This window comes from Microbacterium meiriae, assembly GCF_040702565.1.
GTDB lineage: Bacteria > Actinomycetota > Actinomycetes > Actinomycetales > Microbacteriaceae > Microbacterium > Microbacterium meiriae.
Window position 1 is genome coordinate 303,548 of sequence record NZ_JBFBLJ010000002.1, and the last position, 21,432, is coordinate 324,979.

The following is a 21,432-nucleotide window of genomic DNA, read 5'->3' on the forward strand; positions in this document are numbered from 1 at the left end:
CCGCGTCACTCGGGCAGCGGCTCGTCGCGGTACAGCGCCTCGAAGGTGTCGAGCGTGCGGTTGATGTCGTGGATGGCCACGCCGTCGAGGGACGCCTTCTGCATCCGCTCGTACTCGCCGGGGGAGGCGGTCAGGACAGCGGTGAGCTTCGCGGCGAGCTCGTCGACGTCTCCCGGCGTGAAGAGGTGGCCGTTCTCGCCGTCGTGCACGAGGTGGGGCAGGGCGACGGCGTCGGCGGCGACGATCGGCAGCGCCGATGCCATGGCCTCCATCGTCGCGATGGACTGCAGCTCGGCGATCGACGCGATGACGAAGAGGCTCGCGCGGGACAGCAGCGCCCGCAGCTCCTCGTCGGTGGTCCGGCCGTGGAAGGTCACTCGATCGGACAGGCCGAGCTGTGCCGTCAGGCTCTCGAGCTGCTTGCGCTGGTCTCCGCCGCCGATGATGTCGAACGTCGTGTTCAGCGCCGGGTCGAGCTTCGTCATCGCCTTGAGGATGACCTCGACCTGCTTCTCCGCCGTCAGCCGGCCCACGAACACGAGCCGGTTCTCCTCGCGCGGGGCGATGACCGGGGTGTACTGGGAGCGGTCGATGCCGCAGCTCACCGGGATGACGCCGCGCACCTCGACCGTCTTCTCCAGGAAGTCGGCGGCCCGACGCGTGGGCGTGGTGATCGCCCGCGTCAGGTCGAAGGTGCGCTTCGCGTCGGCCCAGGCGAACTTGAGCACCATGTCGTCGACGAACTTCGGCATGGTCGTGTGGTCGAGGATGTTCTCGGCCATGACGTGGTTCGTCGCGATGACCGGGATGCCGCGCTGCTTCGCGATGCGGGCGAGTCCACGCCCGATCACGATGTGCGACTGGATATGCACGACGTCGGGCTGCACGGCATCGAGCACCTTCCGTGCGTAGTGCTTGGAGCGCCACGGCCACACGAAGCGCAGCCAGTCGTGCGGCGCCCAGCGCACGGAGGGCAGGCGGTGGAGCGTCATCGGCTCCCCCTCGATCACCTCGGTGCGGGGCGCGGTGCGGCGGTAGGCCTGGTTGGGGGCGACGACGTGCACCTCGTGCCCGCGCTGCACGAGCCCGGCGGCGAGACGCTCGGCGAAGCGGGCGGCACCGTTGATGTCGGGGGCGAACGTGTCGCACCCGAGGAGGATCTTCAGCGGGCGGGGCTGTACGGCGGTGGCGTCGCGCGACGCATCGATCGGATCGTCGGAGGAAGTCACAGAGATGCCTAACGGGGTGGCGGCCAAGGAGAAGCCCTGGTCGGGCGGTGGCAACTCTACCCGAGGGCCCTGTCCGCGACGCCGAGCCATACCGGCATCCTTCAGCCTCGGCCGATACCGTGAAGCCATGCGACTGCACGCCGACGCCGACCCCCAGCTGTGGATCCCCGTGACGGACTCGCTCGGGTGGAAGGGGCGCCGGCATCGCAAGGCCGCGATCCGGATGCTGCTCGGCCAGGTGAACGCCGCGGTCGGCGCGACGGAGCGCCCCGGCTCGCGGTTCGGAGCCTGGGCGATGAGCCAGGCCGCGCCGATGCTCATGAAGAAGGCCGACGGCCGGGTCCTCGCGTGGACCTGGAAGGCGGAGCCGGACCTCGTCGTGGCGATGGCGACGGTGCAGGCGCTCACGCCCGACATCCGGATCGCCCGCGCGTCGATGCCGATGGAGTACGACGACACGACCTCCTTCCCGACCCGGCTCGGCGTGGGCGAGAAGCTCGTGGTCCCGACGCCGCCCTCCCCCTCGGCCCCGCCCTTCGCGACCTACACCTGGGACACCGGCACGCACCTGGTGACCCTGACGGCCGTCTGCAGCGACCGCGAACGCTTCGGGACCCTCATCGGCGCGCTCGACGAGCTGGCCCGCAGCCTCCGCATCGCCGACGACCTCACCGGCGGCGAGTCGCCCGAGGTCCTCCGCCTCCCGCCCGCCTGACAGCGGATACCGATGAACACTGTCGCGCGGTCCCCGCGCATCGTCGACGGCTCACGATCGGTCCACCCGAACGGCCGCTTCCCGTCTGCGGCGCTCGGGCTCGTCGGCATCCTTCCTCTGCTGCCCCTGCTGCTGGCGATCATGGATACCCGTCCAGGCTTCCGCCTCATCCTGATCGCACTCGCTCTCTACGCCGGGATGCTCGCGGTGGCACTCTGGTTCTGGGTGCGGTCCTTGCGCGAACGCCTGATCCGAATCGAGGCAAGCGGCCCGCTGCAATTCACGCCGTCCACGGGCGTCCGCATCTCCTCATGGCTCGTTCCCCTGACGGGTTTGCTTCCCGCAGCGGCGGCCTTCCTCGTTCAGGCCCTGGACCTTCCGACGATGGGCGGTCGGCTTCTCGAATGGGGCCCGTACGTGCTCGCCGTCGTCTCGCTCGTCGGCCTCGGCCGGGAAGTCCTCGCGCAGGGCCAGCCGCTGGGTCTCGTACTCGACGAGAGGGGCCTGCACGGAGTCCGCAGATCTGCCCGGGTCGATGCCTCCTGGGAGGAGATCGGCACCACCACGCCTGTCGGCCCACACGGGCCGAAGCTGGCGATCTCGATCGCCGGACGCGCCCCCGTGATCCTCGATGCGCATCACCTAGGGTCTGACCCGGCAGCCGTGGCCTCCGTCGTCTCCTTCTTCCGCGACGCCCCCGATCAGCGGCCTGCGCTGGTCGACGGCGTCGCGGCGATGCGCACCGTCGAGGACGCGCACCGATCCCGCCCGGCGGGATGAGAAACGCGCCTCCCGAAGGGCGGGGAGGCGCGTTTCTGATCCGGCACGGAGCGCCGGGCGCGAGGAGGCCGGGGCTCAGCGGGCGATGCGGAGGGTGCGGACCTCGAAGGGGCGGAGGTGGAGCCCGCCCCCGAGACGGGGCGTCTCGATCTCGTCCTCGATCAGGCTCACCTCGCGCACCTCGCGGTGGTCGAAGCCGACCGAGAGCTCGCCGACCGCACGACGCCCGAGCGCCTCGTACACCCGCACGATGACGTCGCCGGAGCCGTCGTCGGCGAGCTTCACGGCCGAGACGACGATCCCCTCACCCGACACCTCCACCAGCGGCTCGACCTCGCGCGTGCCGCGGATCACCGTGGGCACGCTGTTGAGGCGGATGCCCTCGACCGTGGCGATCGCGGCGTCGGCGCCGATCACGAAGCCGACCTCGATCTCGTGGAGCCCGTGATCCGTGTCCGGGTCGGGGAACCGCGGCGCCCGCAGCAGGGAGAGTCGCACGGTCGTGGTGACCCCGTCCTCGCCCACCTCGCGCGTCGTGTCGTACCCGTAGATCGAGTCGTTCACGAGGGCCGCGCCGAAGTCCTGCTCGCGCACCAGCACGAAGCGGTGCATCGACGTCTCGAACTTCGCCGCCTCCCAGCTCGTGTTCGTGTGGGTGACGCGCGCCTGGTAGCCGAACTGCGTCTCGGCTTCGGTGTGCGACGCCTGGATGTCGAGCGGGAAGGCGAGCTTGAGCAGCTTCTCGGTCTCGTGCCAGTCGACCTCATTGCGGAGGTGCACGGTCCTCGAGCCCGGGGCGAGTGTGATCGTCTGCGTGATCGTCGACTCCGAGAACGGACGCACGACGACGATCTGCGCGACACCGTTCACGAGCGATGCCTCGATCGACGAGACCGCGGTGAGGTCGTCGACGCTGTTGCGGTAGTACCGGTCGATGTCCCACGCGTCCCACATGTTCGGGAAGTCCTGGTGCAGCTGGAACAGGTTCGCGGCCGTGCCTGGCGCGACCGTCTCCCGCCCTGTGGCCTTGTCGACGGCCGAGACGATCACGCCCTCGCCCGAGACGAGCACGGACACGAGCTCGTTCTCCAGGCGCCATCCCGGGTGGACCGCTGAGCCTGCCGAAGCGTCCTCGACGAGCGAGACCGCCCCTTCGACGGGCTCAGGGACCCACGAGGCGCCGAGCGCGCGCCCCCGACCGACCGAGGTCGGCTCGAACCGCAGCTCGCGGTCGCCCTCGCCGGCGAGCGACCGGCGCGCGGCGTCGGCGATGTCGCGCGCATCCGACAGCACGTCCGACAGCACGGCGACGGCCTCGCGGTGCACCCACGCGATCGACGTGCCGGGCAGGATGTCGTGGAACTCGTGCAGCAGCACGGCCTGCCAGAGCCGGTCGAGCTCGGCCTGCGGGTACGCGGCGCCGGTGCGCACGGCGTCGGTCGCGGCCCACAGCTCGGCCTCCACCAGCGCGTGCTCGGCCCAGCGGTGCAGAGCCTTCGTGGCGTGCTGGCTCGTGAGCGTGCCGCGGTGCAGTTCGAGGTAGAGCTCGCCGACCCACACGGCGGGGTTCGGCAGCTCGACCTTGGCGGCGTCGAAGAACACGTCGGGGTGCTCCCACACGACCTGCGCGCTGCCCTCGAGGTCGCGCAGCCGCTCGGCCTTGCCCGTCATCTCGCGCGTCGTGCCGCCGCCGCCATCACCCCAGCCGACAGGGGCGATCGACCGCGAGCTGAGGCGGTTCTCCTTGAACTGACGAGAGGCCTTCGCGACCTCCATGCCGCTGAGCTGCGAGTTGTAGGTGTCCATCGACGGGAAGTGCGTGAACACCTGCGAGCCGTCGATGCCCTCCCAGAGGAAGGAGTGGTGCGGGAACACGTTCTGCTGATTCCAGGAGATCTTCTGCGTGAAGAACCACTCGAACCCGGCACGGCGCATGAGCTGCGGGAGGGCCGGCGAATAGCCGAAGCTGTCCGGCAGCCACACGCCCTTCGACCGGATGCCGAACTCGCGCTCGAAGAACCGCTGCCCGTGCGAGAACTGCCGCACGAGCGACTCGCCCGTCGGCATGACGGTGTCGGACTCGACCCACATGCCGCCGAGGGGCAGGAAACGTCCGGCGGCGACGGCGGCCTTGACCCGCTCCCACACCTCTGGGCGGTGCTCCTTGATCCAGGCGTACTGCTGCGCACTGGACATGCCGTACTGGAAGTCGGGCTGCTCCTCGATGAGCGTGGTCATGGACGAGGTCGTGCGGGCGACCTTGCGGATCGTCTCGCGCACCGGCCACAGCCAGGCGGAGTCGATATGCGCGTGGCCGACGGCCGAGATCCGGTGCGCACTCGCTTCGGCCGGAGCGGCGAGGACGTCGGCGAGCCGGGCCCGCGCGTCACCGGCGGTCTCCACGATGTGCTGCAGGTCGAGCACGTCGAGCGCGTCGTCCAGCGCCTGCAGTATGCGCATGCGGCGCGGCGACGTGGCGGGGAGCTCGGCCTGCAGCTCGAACAGCACCTCGAGGTCGAGGGACAGATCGAACACCTCGGGCTCGAACACTGCGAGGTCGAGGCGCCGCAGCCGGTACAGCGGCTCCTTCGAGGAGGTGAGGATGTCGCCCTCCTGCGTCGGCAGGAAGGGGTGGTAGTCGAGGAGGACGGGGTTGGACGCGCCCTCCAGGTAGAGCTCGACGGCCTCGTCACCCGCGGCGCTCTCGGCGATCGGGACCCACTGGTTGCGCGGGTTGATGCTCTTGATCGGCGTGCCGTCGGGGCGGTAGGCGAGGGCCTCGCACTGGAACCCCGTCATGTTCACGTCGAAGCCCAGGTCGATGAGCGCCTCGACCCGGCGGCCGGCCCATTCCGCGGGCACCCGACCGGTGAGCTTGAACCAGGTGGTGCCCCAGGCCGGACCCCACAGCTCGCCGACCGCGGCCGGGGCGAACGGGAGCGCCAGGCCCTCCGCGGGGGCTATCGGCTCGCCGGGGAGCTGGTGCGCCTCGACCACGAGGGGAACCGCGGCCGAGTGGATCGCCGGGCGGATGCGCTCTTCGAGGACCCGCTTGACGCGGCCGACGGTGAGCGAGGTGTCGTCATGCATGTGGGGGTTCTCCGGGCTCGACGGTGAGGGAAGGGGTTCGATGCTCGCCGTTTACTAAAACGATCTAGCACGGGAGTCTACGGTACCGTTCCCGTGCTTACGAGAGGCTAAACCGATCAAGTAGGGTGATGCCTATGGCCCCGGGGAAACGCGTGACGATCGCGGACATCGCGCGCATGGCCGGTGTCTCCCCCGGCGCCGTCTCGTTCGCCCTCAACGGTCGTCCCGGTGTGAGCGAGGAGACGCGGCAGCGCATCCTCTCCATCATCGAAGAGCACCACTGGCAGCCGAGCTCCGCTGCCCGCGCCCTCGTCGGCGCCCGAGCCAACGCGGTCGGGTTCGCCCTCGCCCGCCCGGCACGCTCCCTCGGCTCCGAGGCCTTCTTCACCGACCTCATCGCCGGCATCGAGTCCCGGCTCTCCGAGAGCAAGGTCGGGCTGCAGCTCCGCCTCGTCGCCGACATCGACGAGGAGATGGAGGTGCATCGGCAGTGGTGGTCGTCGAATCAGGTCGACGGGATCATCCTCATCGACCCGCGCGACGACGACCCCCGCGGCGAGCGCATCATGGCCCTGGACGCCCGCGCTGTGATGATCGGCTCGAAGCCGTCCCCGGACGGCGCGGTGCCCAGCGTCTGGATCGGCGACGACGCCGTCGCGGAGACGCTCTTCTCCTACCTCGCCGCCCTGGGCCACACCCGTATCGCCTACGTCGCGGGCCCGGCGGAGCTGGAGCACACCCGCCTGCGCGCCGAGGTGCTCGAGCGGATGGCGGCGGACGGCGTCTCCGGCGAGGTCATCACGACCGACTTCTCCCCCGCCCGCGCCTCCGCGGTCACCCGCGCGCAGCTCTCCGGCCGGCAGCGCCCGACCGCGATCGTCTACGACAACGATGTGATGGCCGTCGCCGGCCTCCGGGTGGCGCAGGAGATGGGCCGGGCGGTTCCGCGCGACGTCTCACTCGCGTCGTTCGACGACTCCGTCATCGCGGGCCTCATCAACCCGTCGATCACCGCCATGACCCGCGACACGTTCGAGCTCGGCGAGCAGGCGGCCACGCTCCTGCTGCAGCAGATCGAGGCCGGCACCACGCTGCCGAGCGTCCAGGGCCCGACCCCCGTGCTCACCGCCCGCGAGAGCACCGCGCCACCGCCCCGCTGAGACCCCGCCTCCCCGCCCACACCCCGGGCTATCGCCGCGCGTACCCCGGGGTCTCGACGACAACCCGGGGTCTCGGCGTCAGACGACGGTGTTGACGGAGGCGTAGCGGGTGACGTCGGACGCGGGCGGGGCGGGGTGGATGAGACGGCGGATGCCGCGCGACTCCAGCGCCGCGGGGTCCTGCGCGGTGCGGGAGGTCACCAGGGCGGGGTCTTCGCCCGCGGCGCAGGCGTCGACCCAGGCCTGGAAGACCGCACCGCCGGGGCTCAGGGCCGCCCGGCTCACCGGCACCTCCTGCTCGTCGACGTCCACCACGATCGCCGTCGGGCGGGCCGGAGCCGCGGTGCGGGTGCGCAGCTCGGGGATGAGGTCCGCGAACCGGCGGCCGAGGGGCTTCGCCGCCCCCTCCTGATCGATGAGCCCCAGGGAGTACTCCAGCTCCGGGAAGTCGGCGAGCTCCCGACTCACGTCGTGCGAGCACCACCACGTCACTCCCCAGAGGTTCTCGGTGCGGAGGGCCGAACGCACGGTGGCCTCGAGGAAGCCGGGCATCTCGCTCTCGTCGAGGCAGTTCGAGGGGGCGCCGACCTCCTGTAGCCAGATCGGACGGTCGGGATCGGTCGCGAACGCGCGGGAGAGCTCGATGAGGTACTCCGCGTGGCGGTCGGCGGCGATCGAGCGACCTCCGTAGCGCTGCGCCGTGCCGTTGAAGATCCAGGAGTGGATGGTCGTCATCGCGCCGAGCCGGGAGGCATGCGCCGGCGTGAACCCGTGGTCGTCCATGTACCAGACCGCGTCGTACTCGCTGTGCACGTGCGGCAGCCCCGGGGCGCCCCGTTCCGCCGCGGCGAGCAGCGCCTCGATCCAGCCGCCCGCCTCGTCGGTCGTGACCGGCCACGGCGAGGGGTGGGTGTGCGCGGAGAACTGATTCGTCTCGTTGCCGAGCGTGAGCCCGAGGAAGTTCGGGGCGTCCCGCAGGGCACCGGCGAGCCGCTCCACGAGCTGCACCTGACCGTCGAGGGCCGTCGGATCGGTGAACATGTTCCGGTCGTGCCAGGTGTACAGCCACGAAGGGACGAAGTCGAAGCTCGACAGGTGCCCCTGGATGACGTCGACGCTCACGTCCATCCCGAACTCGGCGGCGATGTCGACCATGGTGCGCACGTCGTCGATCGCCTTCGAGCGGATGAGGGTGCGGTTGGGCTGCAGGACGGTCCAGAGCGGGAACACCCGCACATGGTCGAGGCCGAGCGCGGCGAGGGCCGCGAAGTCGCGACGCACGTCGTCCGGCGTGAAGTCGAGCCAGGAGTGCATCCAGTCCTTCGACGGCGTGTAGTTCGCCCCGAAACGGAGAGGAGCGTCGAGAGCGCCGCGCTGCGTCATGTGTGCACCTTTCGGACCGTGCCCTCCCACGAGGACATGTCGCACCACTATAACGCTTGAGCAACAGCGTCGATAGCGCCCACCTTGACACCGACCGGATCCGATGGTTTCATCTGCTAAAGCGCTGTAGTCCCTTCGTCGGACCACGCCGAATCGCCCGCCTCGAGGAAGAAGCACGATGAAAGTTCCCGCACGCATTGTCGCTCTGGCAACCTTCACGATCGGCGCCATGGCGCTCGTGAGCTGCACCGGAGGCGGTGCCGCCTCGGACGGCGCCGGCCCCATCGACACCTCCGGCGAGCTCAGCGGAACCATCCAGTTCCAGACCTGGTCACTGAAGAACGAGAAGTTCACCCCCTACTTCGAAGACCTCATCGCGGCCTTCGAGGAGGAGCACCCGGACGTGACCGTGGAGTGGCTCGACCAGCCCGGCGACGGCTACCAGGAGAAGATCCTGAGCCAGGCGAACGCCGACACCCTCCCCGACGTGCTGAACCTGCCGCCGGACATCGCCTACCCGCTCGTCGCCGCCGGGAAGCTCGTCGACCTGGACACCGCGGATCCCGACCTGAAGTCGACCTACAACGCCGGCGCCTGGGACGCCTACAGCCAGTACCCCGGCGTCGAGGGCACATACGGCCTTCCCTGGTACCTCTCCAGCGACGCGTCCTGGTGGAACCTCGCCCAGCTCGCCCCGTACGGCGTCACCGAGGAGAACCTGCCGACGACGGTCGACGAGCTGCTCACGCTCGCGAAGGACGTCGCCACGGAGTCCGGCGGCAAGGTCCAGCTCCTCTCCTCGATCCCGGCGCTGGACACCTTCACCGCCGCCGGCATGGAGGTCATCAACGACGAGGGCGAGTTCGACTTCAACACCGACGAGGCGGCCGCGATCATCGAGCAGTACGCCGACGCCTACGCCGCGGGCGCGATGCCCGCCGAAGCACTCACCGGCGACTACGGCGGGAACGCGGAGGCCTACATCCAGGAGAAGGTCGCCTTCACCACCGGCGGCACCGGGTTCACGACCGATCTGCAGAAGGACGCCCCGGCGCTCCTGGAGAACACCGTCGCCACCCCGCGCCTCGGCGTCGCCCCGCTCTACGTCCAGGGCCTCAACGTCTCCGCCGACTCCGACAACAAGGAAGCGGCTCTCGCGTTCGCCGAGTTCGCCACGAACGAGGAGAACCAGGTCGCATTCTCCTCCCTCGCGGTCGGCACCGCCCCCGGCACGGCCGACGGCGGCGACCAGGTCGTCGAGAACATCGCCTCATCGGTCACCGACGAGAAGCAGCTCGCGGCGATCGACACCGTGTTCGGCGCGATGAAGGACGCCAAGGCCCTGCCGTTCCAGTGGACCTCGGACATGGCCACCTACATGACCCAGCAGATCGCCCTGGCCGTGAACGGCGAGGCCGACGCCAAGACGCAGCTCGACAAGATCGTCGAGTACGCCAACGCGAACCGCGTGGACCAGTGACCATGCGCGCGGACACCGGCACCCGGCAGCGGAGGTCGAGGATGAGATCCCACAAGTGGTTCACCCCGTGGCTGCTCCTCGCCCCCGCCGTGATCTGGGTGCTGGTGTTCGCGCTCTGGCCGTTCCTCAACACCGTCGTCCTCAGCTTCACGGATGCTCGCCCCCTGCGGACCCCCGAGTTCGTCGGCGGCGCCAACTACGAGCGCATGTTCGGCGACGAGATGTTCTGGAACGCGCTCACCACCTGCCTCATCTATGTGGTCGTGTGCGTGCCGCTGCTCACGGTCCTCCCGCTGCTCCTCGCCCTCCTCGTGCAGAAGAAGCTCCCCGGCATCTCGTTCTTCCGCACCACGTTCTACTTCCCCGTGATCGCGTCGGTCGTCGTGGTCGCGCTCATCTGGACGTGGCTGTTCGACAGCCGGGGCATCATCAACCAGACCCTGGAGTTCCTCGGCCTCATCGACCAGCCGATGGCCTTCCTCGTCGACCGCTGGCTGCTGCTCGGCTGCGCGATCCTGCTGACCGTGTGGAAGGGCCTGGGCTACTACATGGTGGTGTACCTCGCCGCCCTGGGGAACGTGGGCAAGGAGCTGCACGAGGCCGCGATGCTCGACGGTGCGAGCTCGTTCCGCCGCTTCCTCTCCGTCACGATCCCGTCGGTGCGCGGGGCGATGCTCCTCATCGCCGTGCTCATCGCGGTGTCCGCCATGCGGGTGTTCGCCGAGCTCGACGTGCTCTCCAAGAGCACGGGCGGCCCCGGCGGCTACGACATGTCGCTCGTGATGCTCATCCGCCAGGTGGGGTCGGGCCTGAACGGCAACATCGGCTACGCGTCCGCGATCAGCGTGGCGCTGTTCCTCCTCACGCTCGTGCCGCTCGCGGCGATCGCGTTCATGAACCGCGAGAAGAAGGCGAAGGTCTCCGCATGACGACTCTGACGACGCCCCCGGTGGAGAGCACCCCGCCTGCGGAGGAGGCTCCGCGGCCCGGTCGCGAGCGCATCTTCCGCCGCCGCGGCTCCGGCGACTTCAGCAAGCCCACGCTCGGCGGACTCATCGGACGGTACGCGCTGCTGCTGTTCGTCCTCTTCCTCGTCATCGGACCGTTCGTCTGGCAGCTCTCCACATCGTTCAAGGGACCGCAGGAGAACATCTACTCCTTCCCGCCCGAGCTCATCCCCCGCGATCCGACGCTGCAGAACTACACGAGGGTCGCCGACATCGTCCCCGTCTACCTCTACGCCTGGCACTCGCTGCTCGTCTCGCTCGGCACCGTGCTCAGCAACGTGATCCTGGCCACGTTCGCCGGCTACGCCCTGGGCTGCATGCGCTTCCGCGGCAAGTGGGTCGTCATGGGCATCCTGCTGTCCACGCTGCTGTTCCCCGGCGAGGTCACCGTGACGAGCAACTTCCTCACCATCCGCGCTCTCGGGCTCGCCGACACCCTGTGGGGCGTGTTCCTGCCCGGAGCGATCAGCGCCATGAACGTGCTGCTCGTCGCCACCGCGTGCCGGATGATCCCGAAGGACGTGCTCGACGCGGCCACCGTCGACGGTGCGACCACGTGGCAGCGCATCCGGCACATCGTGTGGCCGAACATCCGCGGCATGGTCTCGGTCGTGGCGATCTTCGCCTTCATCGGCGCGTGGGACGACTACCTCTGGCCGCTCATCGTGCTCTCCGACCCGGCCAAGTACACCCTGACCGTCGGCATGGCCTACCTCAACAGCAGCTTCTCGGTCGATCCACGACTCATCGCCGCCGGCACCATGATCGCGCTCGTGCCGATCGTCATCATGTTCTCGTTCACGCAGCGCTTCTTCTTCAAGGGCGTGCAGGAGGGTGCGCTGAAGGGGTGAGCGCGCCGCTGCTCCGCCCGGCCTCCGGTCCCGCGGATCCTCCGTCGTCGCGCCCGCACGCCGGGGTGCTCCCCGGCCCCGTCTACGCCTACACGTTCGACCCCTCCCGCGGGGCGCAGCGGATCGACGTCCCCGGCCTCGACGGCATCGCCCTCACCCCGGACACCGTGCTGCACTGGGCCTTCTACGCCGACGGCCCCGCCGCGACCCTCGCCCCCTGGGTCGCGCTCGCGGTCACCGTCGACGTGCGGACCGCCGACGGCAGCCGGCTGAGCGACATCGCCGCCGTCCGCGACCGCTACGACTTCCCCCTCACGGCCGAGGGGCAGTTCGCCGCGCGGTGGAGCATGCCCGAGCAGTGGAACGCCGACAGCGTCGCGCTCGCACCCCTCGGCACCGGGACGGGCACGGTCGAGCTCGTCTTCGGCACGGCCGAGCTGGCGAGCACGCCGGATGTGCCCGCCGAGGTTAGCGGCTTCGTCCAGGTCCGCGTCGAGGAGCGCCCTGCCCCCGACGATCTCCCACCCGTCGAGCGGGTCGACACCCGGCGCGGCTCCCATTCCGGCCCCCGCTTCTCCCGCGGGAACACGGTCCCGGCTGTCGCCGTGCCGCACGGGTTCACCTTCGTCACGCCGGCGACCGACGCCGCGGACGCACGCTGGCCCTACCGTCCGTTCGTGCACGACGATCCGCAGGGGCGGCGTCTCGAAGCCCTGCAGTTCTCGCACCAGCCCAGCCCGTGGATCGGCGATCGCGCGGTTCTTCAGCTCATGCCGTTCCTCGGCACACCGCGGTCGGCCAGGGAGGCTCGACGCCGGTGGATCGTCGAGGGAAGCGAACGCGCCCGCCCGCACGAGTACACCGCCGACCTCGGCGACGGCGTGCATGTCGAGATGACCGCGACATCGCATGCCGCGGCCTTCCGCGTGCGGTGCGACGATCCGCGCGCCGCCGTGGGTTTCGTGATCGATCAGCTCACGAACGAGGGGCTGCTCACCTTCACCGACACCGGCTTCGAGGGGTGGATCCCCGAGGGCCCAGAAGACTGGGGGAACGCGCCGCGCTGCTACTTCGCCGGGACCGTGCACAGCGCATCGGACGTCGCGCACGGCGCGCTGGAGGACGACGCGCGTCCCCGGGTCGCGGGCTTCGTCCGCGCCGTGGGCGCTGTCGAGGTGCGGGTCGGGGTCTCGTTCCTCTCCGTCGCGCAGGCCCGGCACAGCCTCGCCCTCGAGGCACCTCCCGCCGTCCCGTTCGACGAGCTCCGCGCCCGCGCGGCCGCCGCGTGGAACCGCCTGCTCGGGCGCGTGACGATCCCCCCGCTCCCCGAGGCCGAGCGCCCGTTCCGCGGCCTGGCCGACGAGGAGCAGCGCGCCCGGATCGCCGCCGCGCTCCACCGTATGCATCTGTATCCGAACACGGCGGCGGAGAACACGGGCACCGCGGAGGTACCGGCGTGGCGTTTCGCCGACGTGTTCGCCCCGCGGACCGCCTTCGGCGAGTCGGCAACGGGGGCGCCGGTCGCGGAAGGCGAGCTCGTCGTCAACAACGGCTATTGGGACACGTACCGCACCGAGTGGCCCGCGCTCGCGCTCCTCGACCCCGCGCTGGCCGGACGCCTGCTGGACGGACAGCTCATGCAGTATCGCCGCGGCGGCTGGATGGCGCGGTGGAGCGCCCCCGGGTATGTGGACAGCATGGTCGGGACCTCCAGCGACCAGATCTTCGCCGACGCCGCGCGATGGGGAGTGCCCTTCGACCGCGAGGCGGCGTTCGAGAGCGGGTGGCGCGACGCGTGCGAGCCGGGCCCGGATCCGCGACGGGGTCGCAAGGGCATCGGCCGCGGTCGCTTCCTCGGCTTCATCCCGTCCGACGTGCCGGAGGGGATGAGCTGGAGCATCGAGAACGCCGTGAGCGATGCCGCCCTCGGCCGGTTCGCCGCCCAGCTCGCGGCGTCGACGGCGGCGGACGGCGCCGCGCGCTACCGGGCCTTCGCACGGTACTTCGCGAACCGCTCCCGCGCGGCGCGCGCCCTGTTCGATCCTGCCTCCGGATTCTTCCGCGGTCGCACGGCGGACGGGTCCTTCGCACCGGATTTCGATCCTCGCGTCTGGGGCGGCGACAACGTCGAGACGAACGCCTGGGGGATGTCCGTGGGCACGGTGCACGACGGGCCGGGCCTCGCGGCGCTCCACGGCGGCCCTGCGGGACTCGGTCGGCACCTCGACGCCCTCTTCGCCGAGCCCGAGACCGCCGACGAGCGCTTCGGCGGTGCGTACGGCACCGTCATCCACGAGCAGCGCGAAGCCCGCGCCCAGCGGTCGGGCATGTGCGCGCTGTCGAATCAGCCGGCGCACCACATCCCCTTCATGTACGCCTTCACGGACCGGCCGTGGCACAGCGCGGGCCTCGTGCACGGCCTCGCGCGCCGCCTCTTCGCCGGTGCCCACATCGGCCAGGGGTTCCCCGGCGACGAGGACAACGGAGAGATGAGCGCCTGGTGGCTCTGGGCCGCGCTCGGCCTCTATCCCCTGGAACTCGCGGCGGGGACTCTGCGGATCGGGTCCCCGCTGTCCGACGACATCCGGGTCGCACGCGGGGACGGCTCGTCGCTGCGCATCCGCTCGCGACGGAGCTCCCCCGCCGCGCACGTGCTGGAGGACGCCCGGCTGGACGGACGCCCTCTCCCCACCGCCGATCTGCCGATCGACGCGCTTCGGGGGGACGCGGTGCTCGACCTGGTGTTCGGCACGGACCCGGCGCGGGCGCTCGAGAGCGGTGAGGACGCACTCGACGCCGAGCCGTGGCGGTGCGACCTCACCGCCGACGCGGGAGAGATCGTCGCCTCCGCGGATGTCCTCGATGCGCCACGGCTGTTCGACGACGGCGACCCGCAGGGCGACGCGGGCGTCCGGCTGCCGGAAGGCTCGTGGGTGGGCTGGCGATTCCCCTCACCCCGCGGCCTCACCGACATCACCGTCACGAGCCTCGGGCCCGCAGCGGCCGATGCGCTGCGCTGGGAGATGGAGGGTGCCGATGGAGCCTGGCATCCCCTCGCCACCAGACACCGCGAAGACCTGGCTCCCGACCGGACGGTGCCGTTCACTCTGGAGACGCCGGTCGTGACCTCGGCCGTCCGCGTGCGCGCGGAGGCCGAGGTCACGCTCCGTCAGGTCGAGCTCTTCGACCTGGGCTGACTCACCGCGACGCTGCGCGGTACAGAGTCGCCTCCCCCTTCAGCGCCTGGGTGATGCCGGAGAGGTAGGCTGACTGATCCGTCGCGGTGAGGTTGTACGCGACGTAGACGCCGTACCCGTCCGCCACCGTGCGCTGGGCGAAGTCGGCGGCCGTCGTGGCGCTGGTGTTCGCGAGGTCGATCGCCGCGGCGCCGAGCCGGCCGCGGTCGTCCAGGCCCGGCACGGTGGGAGCGTCGTAGGTCGGGTAGTACGGGTTCCAGGCGTGATCGAGCACGCTGCCGGCGTCGAAGAGGCCGAAGTCCGTGGTCGTGTAGGACGGGCCGATCGCATACAACGTGATGAGCTTGTCCGGTCCCAGGCGATCGCGCAGCGCGGAGGCGAGCCAGCCGAAGGACTGCGGGTTCGGCTGCGGCGTGCCGTTCGCCCCGTAGTTGCTCCACTCGTCGTCGAAATCGACGCCGTCCAGGCCGTAGGTGGTGACGGTGTCGGCGAGCTGCGCGGCGAAGGCGTCGGCTTCCGCGTACGAGGTGAAGTTCGCGAAGCCGGCGCCCTGGTGGTTTCCGAGCACCGACAGGAGGACCTTGGTGCCCTGGGCCTGCAGCGGGCGGATCTGGTTCTGCGCGTCCTGCAGCGTCTCGGTGACCCGCTGGTTGAGGTGGAGGACCGCCCGCTCCCCGTCGTAGTTGATGTTCGCGGCGAAGATCATGGCCAGATCGACGGCGGGGCGGCCCGACTCGGCGAGCGTGTAGTCCGCGACGTTCGCTAAATCGTTCGAGTTGACCTCGACGTAGACGGCGAGCTGCGGGTCGACGGCATCGGTATCGGCGACGGCCGCCGTCGAGGCGGCGAGGGCGGCGGCTCCGGCGGCAGCGATCGCCACTGCTGCCGCGACACCTCTTCTCAGGCGGGACGATCGTGCGGGTGAGGAACTCATGACGGTGTCTTCTCCTTCGGCGTCGTTGTCGAGATCGGGCCGCGACGTCGCGACTCGCGGCCGACTATATCGCTTAAGCACAGGTGTCGGAAGGGGATGCTGGCGGTGCGCACCGATTCCGACGATGCTGGACGCATGCGCGCCCTCCCACTCCTCTGGCGTTACCCGGTCATCACCCTGACGGTCATCGTCTTCGCCGTGGTCGGAGGGCTGCACGCCGCCGGGGAGGAGACCATCGGCCGGTGGGTCGCCACGGTCTTCGTGGCTGCGGTGGTGGTCTGGACCCTCATCGGCATGGTGCGCGACGTGCTCCGCGGCCACGTCGGACTCGACATCCTCGCCGTCGTCGCCATGGTCGCGACGCTCGCGGTGGGCGAATACATCGCGGCGCTCATCATCGTCCTGATGCTCTCCGGCGGTGAGGCGCTGGAGGACTTCGCGGGCCGCCGGGCGAAGCGCGACCTCTCCGCACTGCTGGATCGCTCGCCCCGCAGCGCCCATGTGCTGACGCATCCCGAGGACGCGGACTCGGACGCGGCGAGGGAGGCGCCGGTCGACGATGTGGCCGTGGGCGACGTGCTTCTCGTGCGCCCGGCGGAGATCATCCCCGTGGACGGTGAACTGCTCACGGACAGCGCGTCGTTCGACGAATCGTCGCTCACGGGCGAAAGTCTGCCCGTGACGCGCGGTGCGGGCGACGAGGTGCTGTCGGGCGCGATCAACGGCAGCCGGGCCATCCGCCTCCGCGCCCTCCGCACCGGCGCCGACAGTCAGTATCAGCAGATCGTCGCCCTGGTCGCCCAGGCCGAGTCCTCCCACGCTCCCATCGTTCGTCTCGCCGACCGGTTCGCGATTCCGTTCACCGCCGTCGCGCTCGTGCTCGCGGGGACGGCGTGGGCACTCTCCGGCGACGCGACTCGGTTCGCCGAGGTGCTCGTGCTGGCGACGCCCTGCCCGCTGCTGATCGCCGCCCCGGTGGCCTTCCTCGGCGGGCTCTCCCGGGCGGCGAAGTCGGGCGTCATCATGAAGAGCGGCGCGGTCATCGAGCAGATCGCGCGCGTGCGCTCTGCGGCGTTCGACAAGACCGGGACGCTCACCCAGGGGAGGCCGGAGCTCATCGACGTGCGGCCGGCACAGGGCTTCGATGCGGATGAGATCCTGCGACTCGCCGCCTCCGCCGAGCAGTACTCGTCGCACGTGCTCGCCGACGGCATCCGTCGCGCCGCCGCCGCACGGGGCCTGGCCCTGCACGCGGCGACGGAGGCGAGCGAGACCGCGACGAACGGGGTGTCCGCGACGATCGGCGGCCGTTCGGTCGTCGTCGGCAAGCCGGCCTACGTGGCCTCCCTCGCCCCCGACACCGTGCGGGTGGAGCTCGCACCGGGACAGGCCGCCGCGTACGTCGCCGTGGACGGTCGGTTCGCAGGGGCCCTCGTGCTCGCCGACGCCGCCCGCCCGGAGGCGCCCGCCGTGGTCTCCTGGATGCGGACGCACGAGGTCGACCGGCTCGCGATGTTGACCGGGGATGTGGCCACCACGGCGGAGTCGATCGGACGGCAGGTCGGGATCGACGAGATCCACGCCGAGCTGCTGCCTCCCGAGAAGGTGCGTCTGGCGGCCGAGATGCAGCCACGGCCCGTGCTGATGGTCGGCGACGGTGTCAACGACGCGCCGGTGCTGGCGGCGGCCGACATCGGCATCGCGATGGGCGCGAAGGGGGCGACGGCCGCCGGGGACGCCGCCGACGTCGTCATCCTCGTGGATTCGCTCGCCAAGGTCGTCGACGCCGTCGCGATCGGACGGCACACCCTCCGCGTGGCCCTCACCGCGATCTGGATCGGGATCGGTCTGAGCGTGGGGCTGATGGTCGTGGCAATGACCGGCGTCATCCCCGCGGTAATCGGCGCACTGGTGCAGGAGCTCGTCGACCTCGCGACGATCCTCTACGCCCTGCGCGCGCTGAGCGGCCCGCCGAGCGACCTCCGCCCCTCCCCCTGAGGGCTGCTCCTGCACCGACCCCGGTACCGCTTCTCCCGTCCACAGGTCCCGTGTTCGCGGCCCTGCCCCTGCGGAATACCGTGACAGCCTGAGACCCCGGACTCAGACTGGAGGCATGACCGTGGACGACCCGCAGGTATGGACACTGATCGGCGTCTTCGCCGCCGTGATGCTCGGCGGCATGACACTCATGACGTCGCAGCTCAGCCGCGTGATCCGTGCGGAGGTGGACCGCATCGACGGCACGCTCTCCGCACGGATCGATCGCATCGACGGCACCCTCTCCGCACGGATCGACGGCCTCGACGCCCGGCTCGGACGCATCGAGACGAAGGTCGACGATCTCGACAGGGAGCTCACGAACCTCGCGACGCGGTTCTGGCGCTCGCAGTGACCGTCCCGCGGCCTCAGATCGCCACGTCGCCGACGAGGTTGACCTTGATGCCCATGCCGTCGAACATCGCGGCCTTCGCGATCAGCGCCTTGTCCGCGGTCTCGGCGTCGGGGGCGTAGACGAGCTGCGCGTGGTTCGCCTTGTGCCGTGCCATGAACTGGTCGCGCGAGATGCCGTGCAGCACCACGTGGGCGATCGGCCACTCCGGGTTCGTGGCGTCCTTCCGGCGCTGCGTCTCCTCCGCCGGCAGCTCGACGACCGACGCCCGGAAGATGTCCGCCTGCAGGACCCCCTCGGCGATGAACACCCGCGAGAGCACGACCTCGCCGGGCTTCGAGACGCCGTTGATCGTGGCGCCGCCCGCAGGGAAGAACACGTGCCCCTGGCGCCAGCCCTCCGCGTTCTGCCAGCCGCCGAGGTGGGAGGCCGGCACCGAGCCGGAGATCTCGTACACCCACACGAACTGCCCGTCGTGGTCCTCGCCCCAGCGGACGTCGTGGAGGGTGTTGTCGGGCACGAGACCCATCGCGCTCCAGACGCGGTCGGTCACGAGGGCATCGACGGCGACGCCCTCGTCGGCCTCGTTGAAGTGCGGGAACGCGCGCCCCTCGTGCAGCACGCGGGAGCCGTCGCGCGAGGTCACCGGCGGGCGCTCGGTGGAGTTGAGGATGCCCTCCGCCAGGTCCGAGGCCGGAACGAGGTCCTTCAACCCCTGCTGGTACTGGATGCCGACCGCGTCGAGCCCGAAGTCGTCCGCGATGCGGAGCGCGGCGATGTACATCTTCAGCTGCCACTGCACCTGCTCACGGGTGAGCTCGGTCGCGGCGTCCTCGCCGTAGCGGAACGTCATCCCCCGCTCGATCAGCCAGTCGTACGCGGCGTCGGCCTCCTCGTCGGTCACGTTCAGCATCTCCGCGTAGAGCGCCGACTGCGACAGGCGCTCCTTGTAGATGCCGGTCTGGTTGAGGAGCTCGTCGTCGAAGATGGCGTTGTACATTCCCATGCAGCCCTCGTCGAAGACGCCGATGATGGCCTTCTCGGCGCGCAGTTCCGCGGCCAGGGCCTCGCCGAGCTGCTTCTCCGGGCTGTCGGGCAGCGCGGGGAGCGGACGCACGTGGGAGGCATCGTGGGTGATGGCGCCGGTCTCGGTCCACTCCCGGATGCCGTCGCGGAACCAGTCGTCGGTGAAGTCGACCGACCAGATCGTCGCGTACGGCTTGTCCATCTTCGTCAGGCCCGCGTTGAGGCCGAGGAGGCCGACGAGGCCGGGCCAGTCGCCCGCGAAGTTCGCCACCGTGAGGATCGGACCCTCGTGCGTGCGGAGGCCCGCGAGCACGTGGTGCGAGTACTGCCAGACGGCCTCGGCGACGATGAGCGGTGCGTCGACGGGGATGTTCTTGAAGACCTCGAGACCCATGCGCTGGCTGGAGATGAATCCGTGGCCGGTCTCCGGGTCGACCTCGTTGGCGCGGATGACCGTCCAGCCGAGGTCGTTCAGCACGCCGGTGACCCCGGCTTCGAGCTCGACCTGGGTGGGCCAGCCGGCCGTGTTGGCCGACTCACGGAGATCGCCGGACGCGATCAGGTAGGCGGTCTTCGGCGCCGTGGCAGGACGGGGCGCCGGGGTGGGCAGCGTGTAAGCGGTCATGAGTTCTCCGGGGTCGAGGTGGTCGGGGATCCGTCGCGCTGGGCGGCGGCGAGTTCGTGGACGACGTCCTTCGAGCCGTCGTACAGCCGCACGTAGCGGTCGAAGAGGGCGTCGGCGAAGGGCCGCAGAGCCTCGTCCGGGCGGACGGTGTCGGCGATGGGGTTCCAGTCGGTGATGGCGGGCGCGGCACCCTCGGCGGCCGTAGCCGTCGCCGCGAGGAAGGCCGCGCCGTAGCTCGCGCCGATCGTGGTCTGCGGCACCTCCTGCACGAGCCCGGTGATGTCCGAGACGATCTGCAGCCACAGCCGCCCCTGCGTGCCACCGCCGACCGCCACGATGCGGCGGATATCGGCGCCGGCGGCGCGCATGGTCTCGACGTTGTGGCGCACGCCCAGCGCGGTGGCCTCGAGGGCGGCGCGGTAGAGGTCTCCTCGGGTGTGCCGGAGGGTGAGCCCGGCGATGACCCCGCGGGCATCCGGATCCTGGATCGGGGTGCGCTCGCCGGCGAAGTACGGCAGCATCAGCAGGCCGTTCGCGCCGGGCCCCGACTCCTCCGCCTCGGCCAGCAGCGCCGGGTAGTCGGTACCGGAGAGGTCCTTCAGCCACGCGGTGAGCGCTCCGGATGTGGACAGCCCGCCGGCGAGGTTGCGCGTGCCCGCGAAGGCGCCGGCCGTCGTCCACATCGAGGGCGTGCGGAGGGTCTGCTCCCCGGTCGCGACGAGGAACATCGTCGTACCGTACATCAGCATGAGGTCGCCGACCTCATGGGCGCCGACACTCACCGCCTCGGTCCAGGCGTCGATCGTGCCGGTGATGACCGGCGTTCCCTCGGGCAGGCCGGCCAGGGCCGCCGCAGCGACGGTCACGGTGCCCGCGATCTCCCCCGCCCAGCGCAGCGGCGGCTGCTCGACCGTCCCGGCGTACCGCTGCCACCAGGGCTCGTGCCACTGCCCGCCCTCGATGTCGTACAACGGCGAGACCTGGCTGGCGGACTGGTGGTCGAGGACGTAGGCACCGGTGAGCTTGCGAGCCAACCAGGAGGCGGGCATGTAGAGCCGCCGCGCGCGCTGCCAGGTCTCCGGTTCCTCCTCGGCGACCCAGGCGATCTTGGGCCCGCCGGCCTGCGACGTGAGGGTCGAACCGCCCACGCGGGTGATCTCCTCGACGCCGAGCTCCGCCGTCATGCGCTCGATCTGCGCGGTGGAACGGGTGTCCACGCCGTAGAGGATCGCGGGGCGCACGGGCTCGTCGTCCTCGTCGGCGAGCAGGATGCACGGGCCCATGCCGCTCACTCCGACCCCCACGACGTCCGCGTCGGGGACCGCGGAGAGAAGGTCCGTGGCCAGCTCGACGAACTCGTCCCACCAGATCCGGCCGTCCATCTCGACCCATCCGGACTGCGGACGGGAGACGTCGTGCGCGCGGGTCGCAGTCGCGAGGATCGTGCCGGCGGGGTCCACGAGGACGCCCTTGCTGCTGGACGTGCCGATGTCCACCCCGAGGGTGCAGCGCATGGTCTCTCCTTCGATACCGACGGGCCGTGCCGACCTGGACCCAGGCTACGCG

Annotated in this window: 15 protein-coding genes; 9 read left to right on the forward strand and 6 right to left on the reverse strand. The window is 70.6% G+C overall.

Going from position 1 to position 21,432, the window contains the following annotated elements:
* Positions 1-5: 5 nt before the first annotated feature.
* Positions 6-1,235, reverse strand: coding sequence for a glycosyltransferase (locus AB0310_RS08885; protein ID WP_366237443.1), 1,230 nt, complete (start codon positions 1,233-1,235; stop codon positions 6-8).
* Positions 1,236-1,356: 121 nt separating this feature from the next.
* Here AB0310_RS08885 and AB0310_RS08890 point away from each other — a divergent pair, with 121 nt between their 5' ends.
* On the forward strand, positions 1,357-1,944 hold the full coding sequence (locus tag AB0310_RS08890; protein WP_187662619.1) for a hypothetical protein: 588 nt from the start codon (positions 1,357-1,359) through the stop codon (positions 1,942-1,944).
* Positions 1,945-1,956: 12 nt separating this feature from the next.
* A complete protein-coding gene (locus AB0310_RS08895) occupies positions 1,957-2,724 on the forward strand; it encodes a hypothetical protein (RefSeq protein WP_366237052.1) in 768 nt (255 codons plus the stop codon).
* A 75-nt stretch (positions 2,725-2,799) separates the two neighbouring features.
* Here AB0310_RS08895 and AB0310_RS08900 read toward each other — a convergent pair whose 3' ends face one another.
* The gene (locus AB0310_RS08900; RefSeq protein WP_366237053.1) at positions 2,800-5,814 is read right to left on the reverse strand and encodes an alpha-mannosidase; all 3,015 of its coding nucleotides are present in this window, start codon (positions 5,812-5,814) and stop codon (positions 2,800-2,802) included.
* Between the two features lie 134 nt (positions 5,815-5,948).
* On the opposite strand from AB0310_RS08900, the gene AB0310_RS08905 reads away from it, so the two are divergent.
* Positions 5,949-6,974, forward strand: coding sequence for a LacI family DNA-binding transcriptional regulator (locus AB0310_RS08905; RefSeq protein ID WP_366237054.1), 1,026 nt, complete (start codon positions 5,949-5,951; stop codon positions 6,972-6,974).
* A gap of 78 nt (positions 6,975-7,052) precedes the next feature.
* Here AB0310_RS08905 and AB0310_RS08910 read toward each other — a convergent pair whose 3' ends face one another.
* Positions 7,053-8,357 carry a glycoside hydrolase 5 family protein gene (locus AB0310_RS08910; protein ID WP_268776964.1) on the reverse strand — a complete coding sequence of 435 codons (1,305 nt, stop codon included), beginning with the start codon at positions 8,355-8,357 and terminating at the stop codon, positions 7,053-7,055.
* 178 nt (positions 8,358-8,535) lie between these two features.
* Here AB0310_RS08910 and AB0310_RS08915 point away from each other — a divergent pair, with 178 nt between their 5' ends.
* Genes AB0310_RS08915 through AB0310_RS08930 form a run of 4 tightly spaced genes read left to right on the forward strand, consistent with a single transcriptional unit; the run spans position 8,536 to position 14,892 of the window.
* Complete coding sequence (locus AB0310_RS08915; protein WP_366237055.1) at positions 8,536-9,837, forward strand: ABC transporter substrate-binding protein; 1,302 nt, start codon at positions 8,536-8,538, stop codon at positions 9,835-9,837.
* A gap of 41 nt (positions 9,838-9,878) precedes the next feature.
* Positions 9,879-10,766: a carbohydrate ABC transporter permease gene (locus AB0310_RS08920; protein ID WP_060922295.1), complete on the forward strand. Its 888-nt coding sequence runs from the start codon at positions 9,879-9,881 to the stop codon at positions 10,764-10,766.
* Positions 10,763-11,695, forward strand: coding sequence for a carbohydrate ABC transporter permease (locus tag AB0310_RS08925; protein WP_197971856.1), 933 nt, complete (start codon positions 10,763-10,765; stop codon positions 11,693-11,695). Before AB0310_RS08920 ends, AB0310_RS08925 begins: the two co-directional genes overlap by 4 nt.
* Positions 11,692-14,892: a GH92 family glycosyl hydrolase gene (locus AB0310_RS08930; RefSeq protein WP_268776963.1), complete on the forward strand. Its 3,201-nt coding sequence runs from the start codon at positions 11,692-11,694 to the stop codon at positions 14,890-14,892. Before AB0310_RS08925 ends, AB0310_RS08930 begins: the two co-directional genes overlap by 4 nt.
* A gap of 1 nt (position 14,893) precedes the next feature.
* Here AB0310_RS08930 and AB0310_RS08935 read toward each other — a convergent pair whose 3' ends face one another.
* Complete coding sequence (locus tag AB0310_RS08935; RefSeq protein ID WP_366237056.1) at positions 14,894-15,772, reverse strand: endo-beta-N-acetylglucosaminidase H; 879 nt, start codon at positions 15,770-15,772, stop codon at positions 14,894-14,896.
* A 189-nt stretch (positions 15,773-15,961) separates the two neighbouring features.
* Between AB0310_RS08935 and AB0310_RS08940 the strand changes: the two genes are divergently transcribed.
* Positions 15,962-17,824, forward strand: coding sequence for a heavy metal translocating P-type ATPase (locus AB0310_RS08940; RefSeq protein ID WP_366237057.1), 1,863 nt, complete (start codon positions 15,962-15,964; stop codon positions 17,822-17,824).
* 115 nt (positions 17,825-17,939) lie between these two features.
* Complete coding sequence (locus tag AB0310_RS08945; RefSeq protein WP_060922290.1) at positions 17,940-18,218, forward strand: hypothetical protein; 279 nt, start codon at positions 17,940-17,942, stop codon at positions 18,216-18,218.
* 13 nt (positions 18,219-18,231) lie between these two features.
* On the opposite strand, the gene AB0310_RS08950 is transcribed toward AB0310_RS08945, so the two are convergent.
* Together AB0310_RS08950 and AB0310_RS08955 are read right to left on the reverse strand one after the other, a co-directional pair.
* Positions 18,232-19,866, reverse strand: coding sequence for a fucose isomerase (locus tag AB0310_RS08950; RefSeq protein WP_366237058.1), 1,635 nt, complete (start codon positions 19,864-19,866; stop codon positions 18,232-18,234).
* The gene (locus AB0310_RS08955) at positions 19,863-21,380 is read right to left on the reverse strand and encodes an FGGY-family carbohydrate kinase (RefSeq protein WP_366237059.1); all 1,518 of its coding nucleotides are present in this window, start codon (positions 21,378-21,380) and stop codon (positions 19,863-19,865) included. The genes AB0310_RS08950 and AB0310_RS08955 overlap by 4 nt, the downstream gene beginning before the upstream one ends.
* Positions 21,381-21,432 lie beyond the last annotated feature (52 nt).

Coding starts and splice junctions, on each gene's coding strand:
- AB0310_RS08890 (WP_187662619.1), top strand. CDS start 1,357: ATGCGACTGCACGCCGACGCCGACCCCCAGCTGTGGATCCCCGTGACG.
- AB0310_RS08895 (WP_366237052.1), top strand. CDS start 1,957: ATGAACACTGTCGCGCGGTCCCCGCGCATCGTCGACGGCTCACGATCG.
- AB0310_RS08900 (WP_366237053.1), bottom strand. CDS start 5,814: ATGCATGACGACACCTCGCTCACCGTCGGCCGCGTCAAGCGGGTCCTC.
- AB0310_RS08905 (WP_366237054.1), top strand. CDS start 5,949: ATGGCCCCGGGGAAACGCGTGACGATCGCGGACATCGCGCGCATGGCC.
- AB0310_RS08910 (WP_268776964.1), bottom strand. CDS start 8,357: ATGACGCAGCGCGGCGCTCTCGACGCTCCTCTCCGTTTCGGGGCGAAC.
- AB0310_RS08915 (WP_366237055.1), top strand. CDS start 8,536: ATGAAAGTTCCCGCACGCATTGTCGCTCTGGCAACCTTCACGATCGGC.
- AB0310_RS08920 (WP_060922295.1), top strand. CDS start 9,879: ATGAGATCCCACAAGTGGTTCACCCCGTGGCTGCTCCTCGCCCCCGCC.
- AB0310_RS08925 (WP_197971856.1), top strand. CDS start 10,763: ATGACGACTCTGACGACGCCCCCGGTGGAGAGCACCCCGCCTGCGGAG.
- AB0310_RS08940 (WP_366237057.1), top strand. CDS start 15,962: ATGCGCGCCCTCCCACTCCTCTGGCGTTACCCGGTCATCACCCTGACG.
- AB0310_RS08945 (WP_060922290.1), top strand. CDS start 17,940: ATGACCGTGGACGACCCGCAGGTATGGACACTGATCGGCGTCTTCGCC.
- AB0310_RS08950 (WP_366237058.1), bottom strand. CDS start 19,866: ATGACCGCTTACACGCTGCCCACCCCGGCGCCCCGTCCTGCCACGGCG.
- AB0310_RS08955 (WP_366237059.1), bottom strand. CDS start 21,380: ATGCGCTGCACCCTCGGGGTGGACATCGGCACGTCCAGCAGCAAGGGC.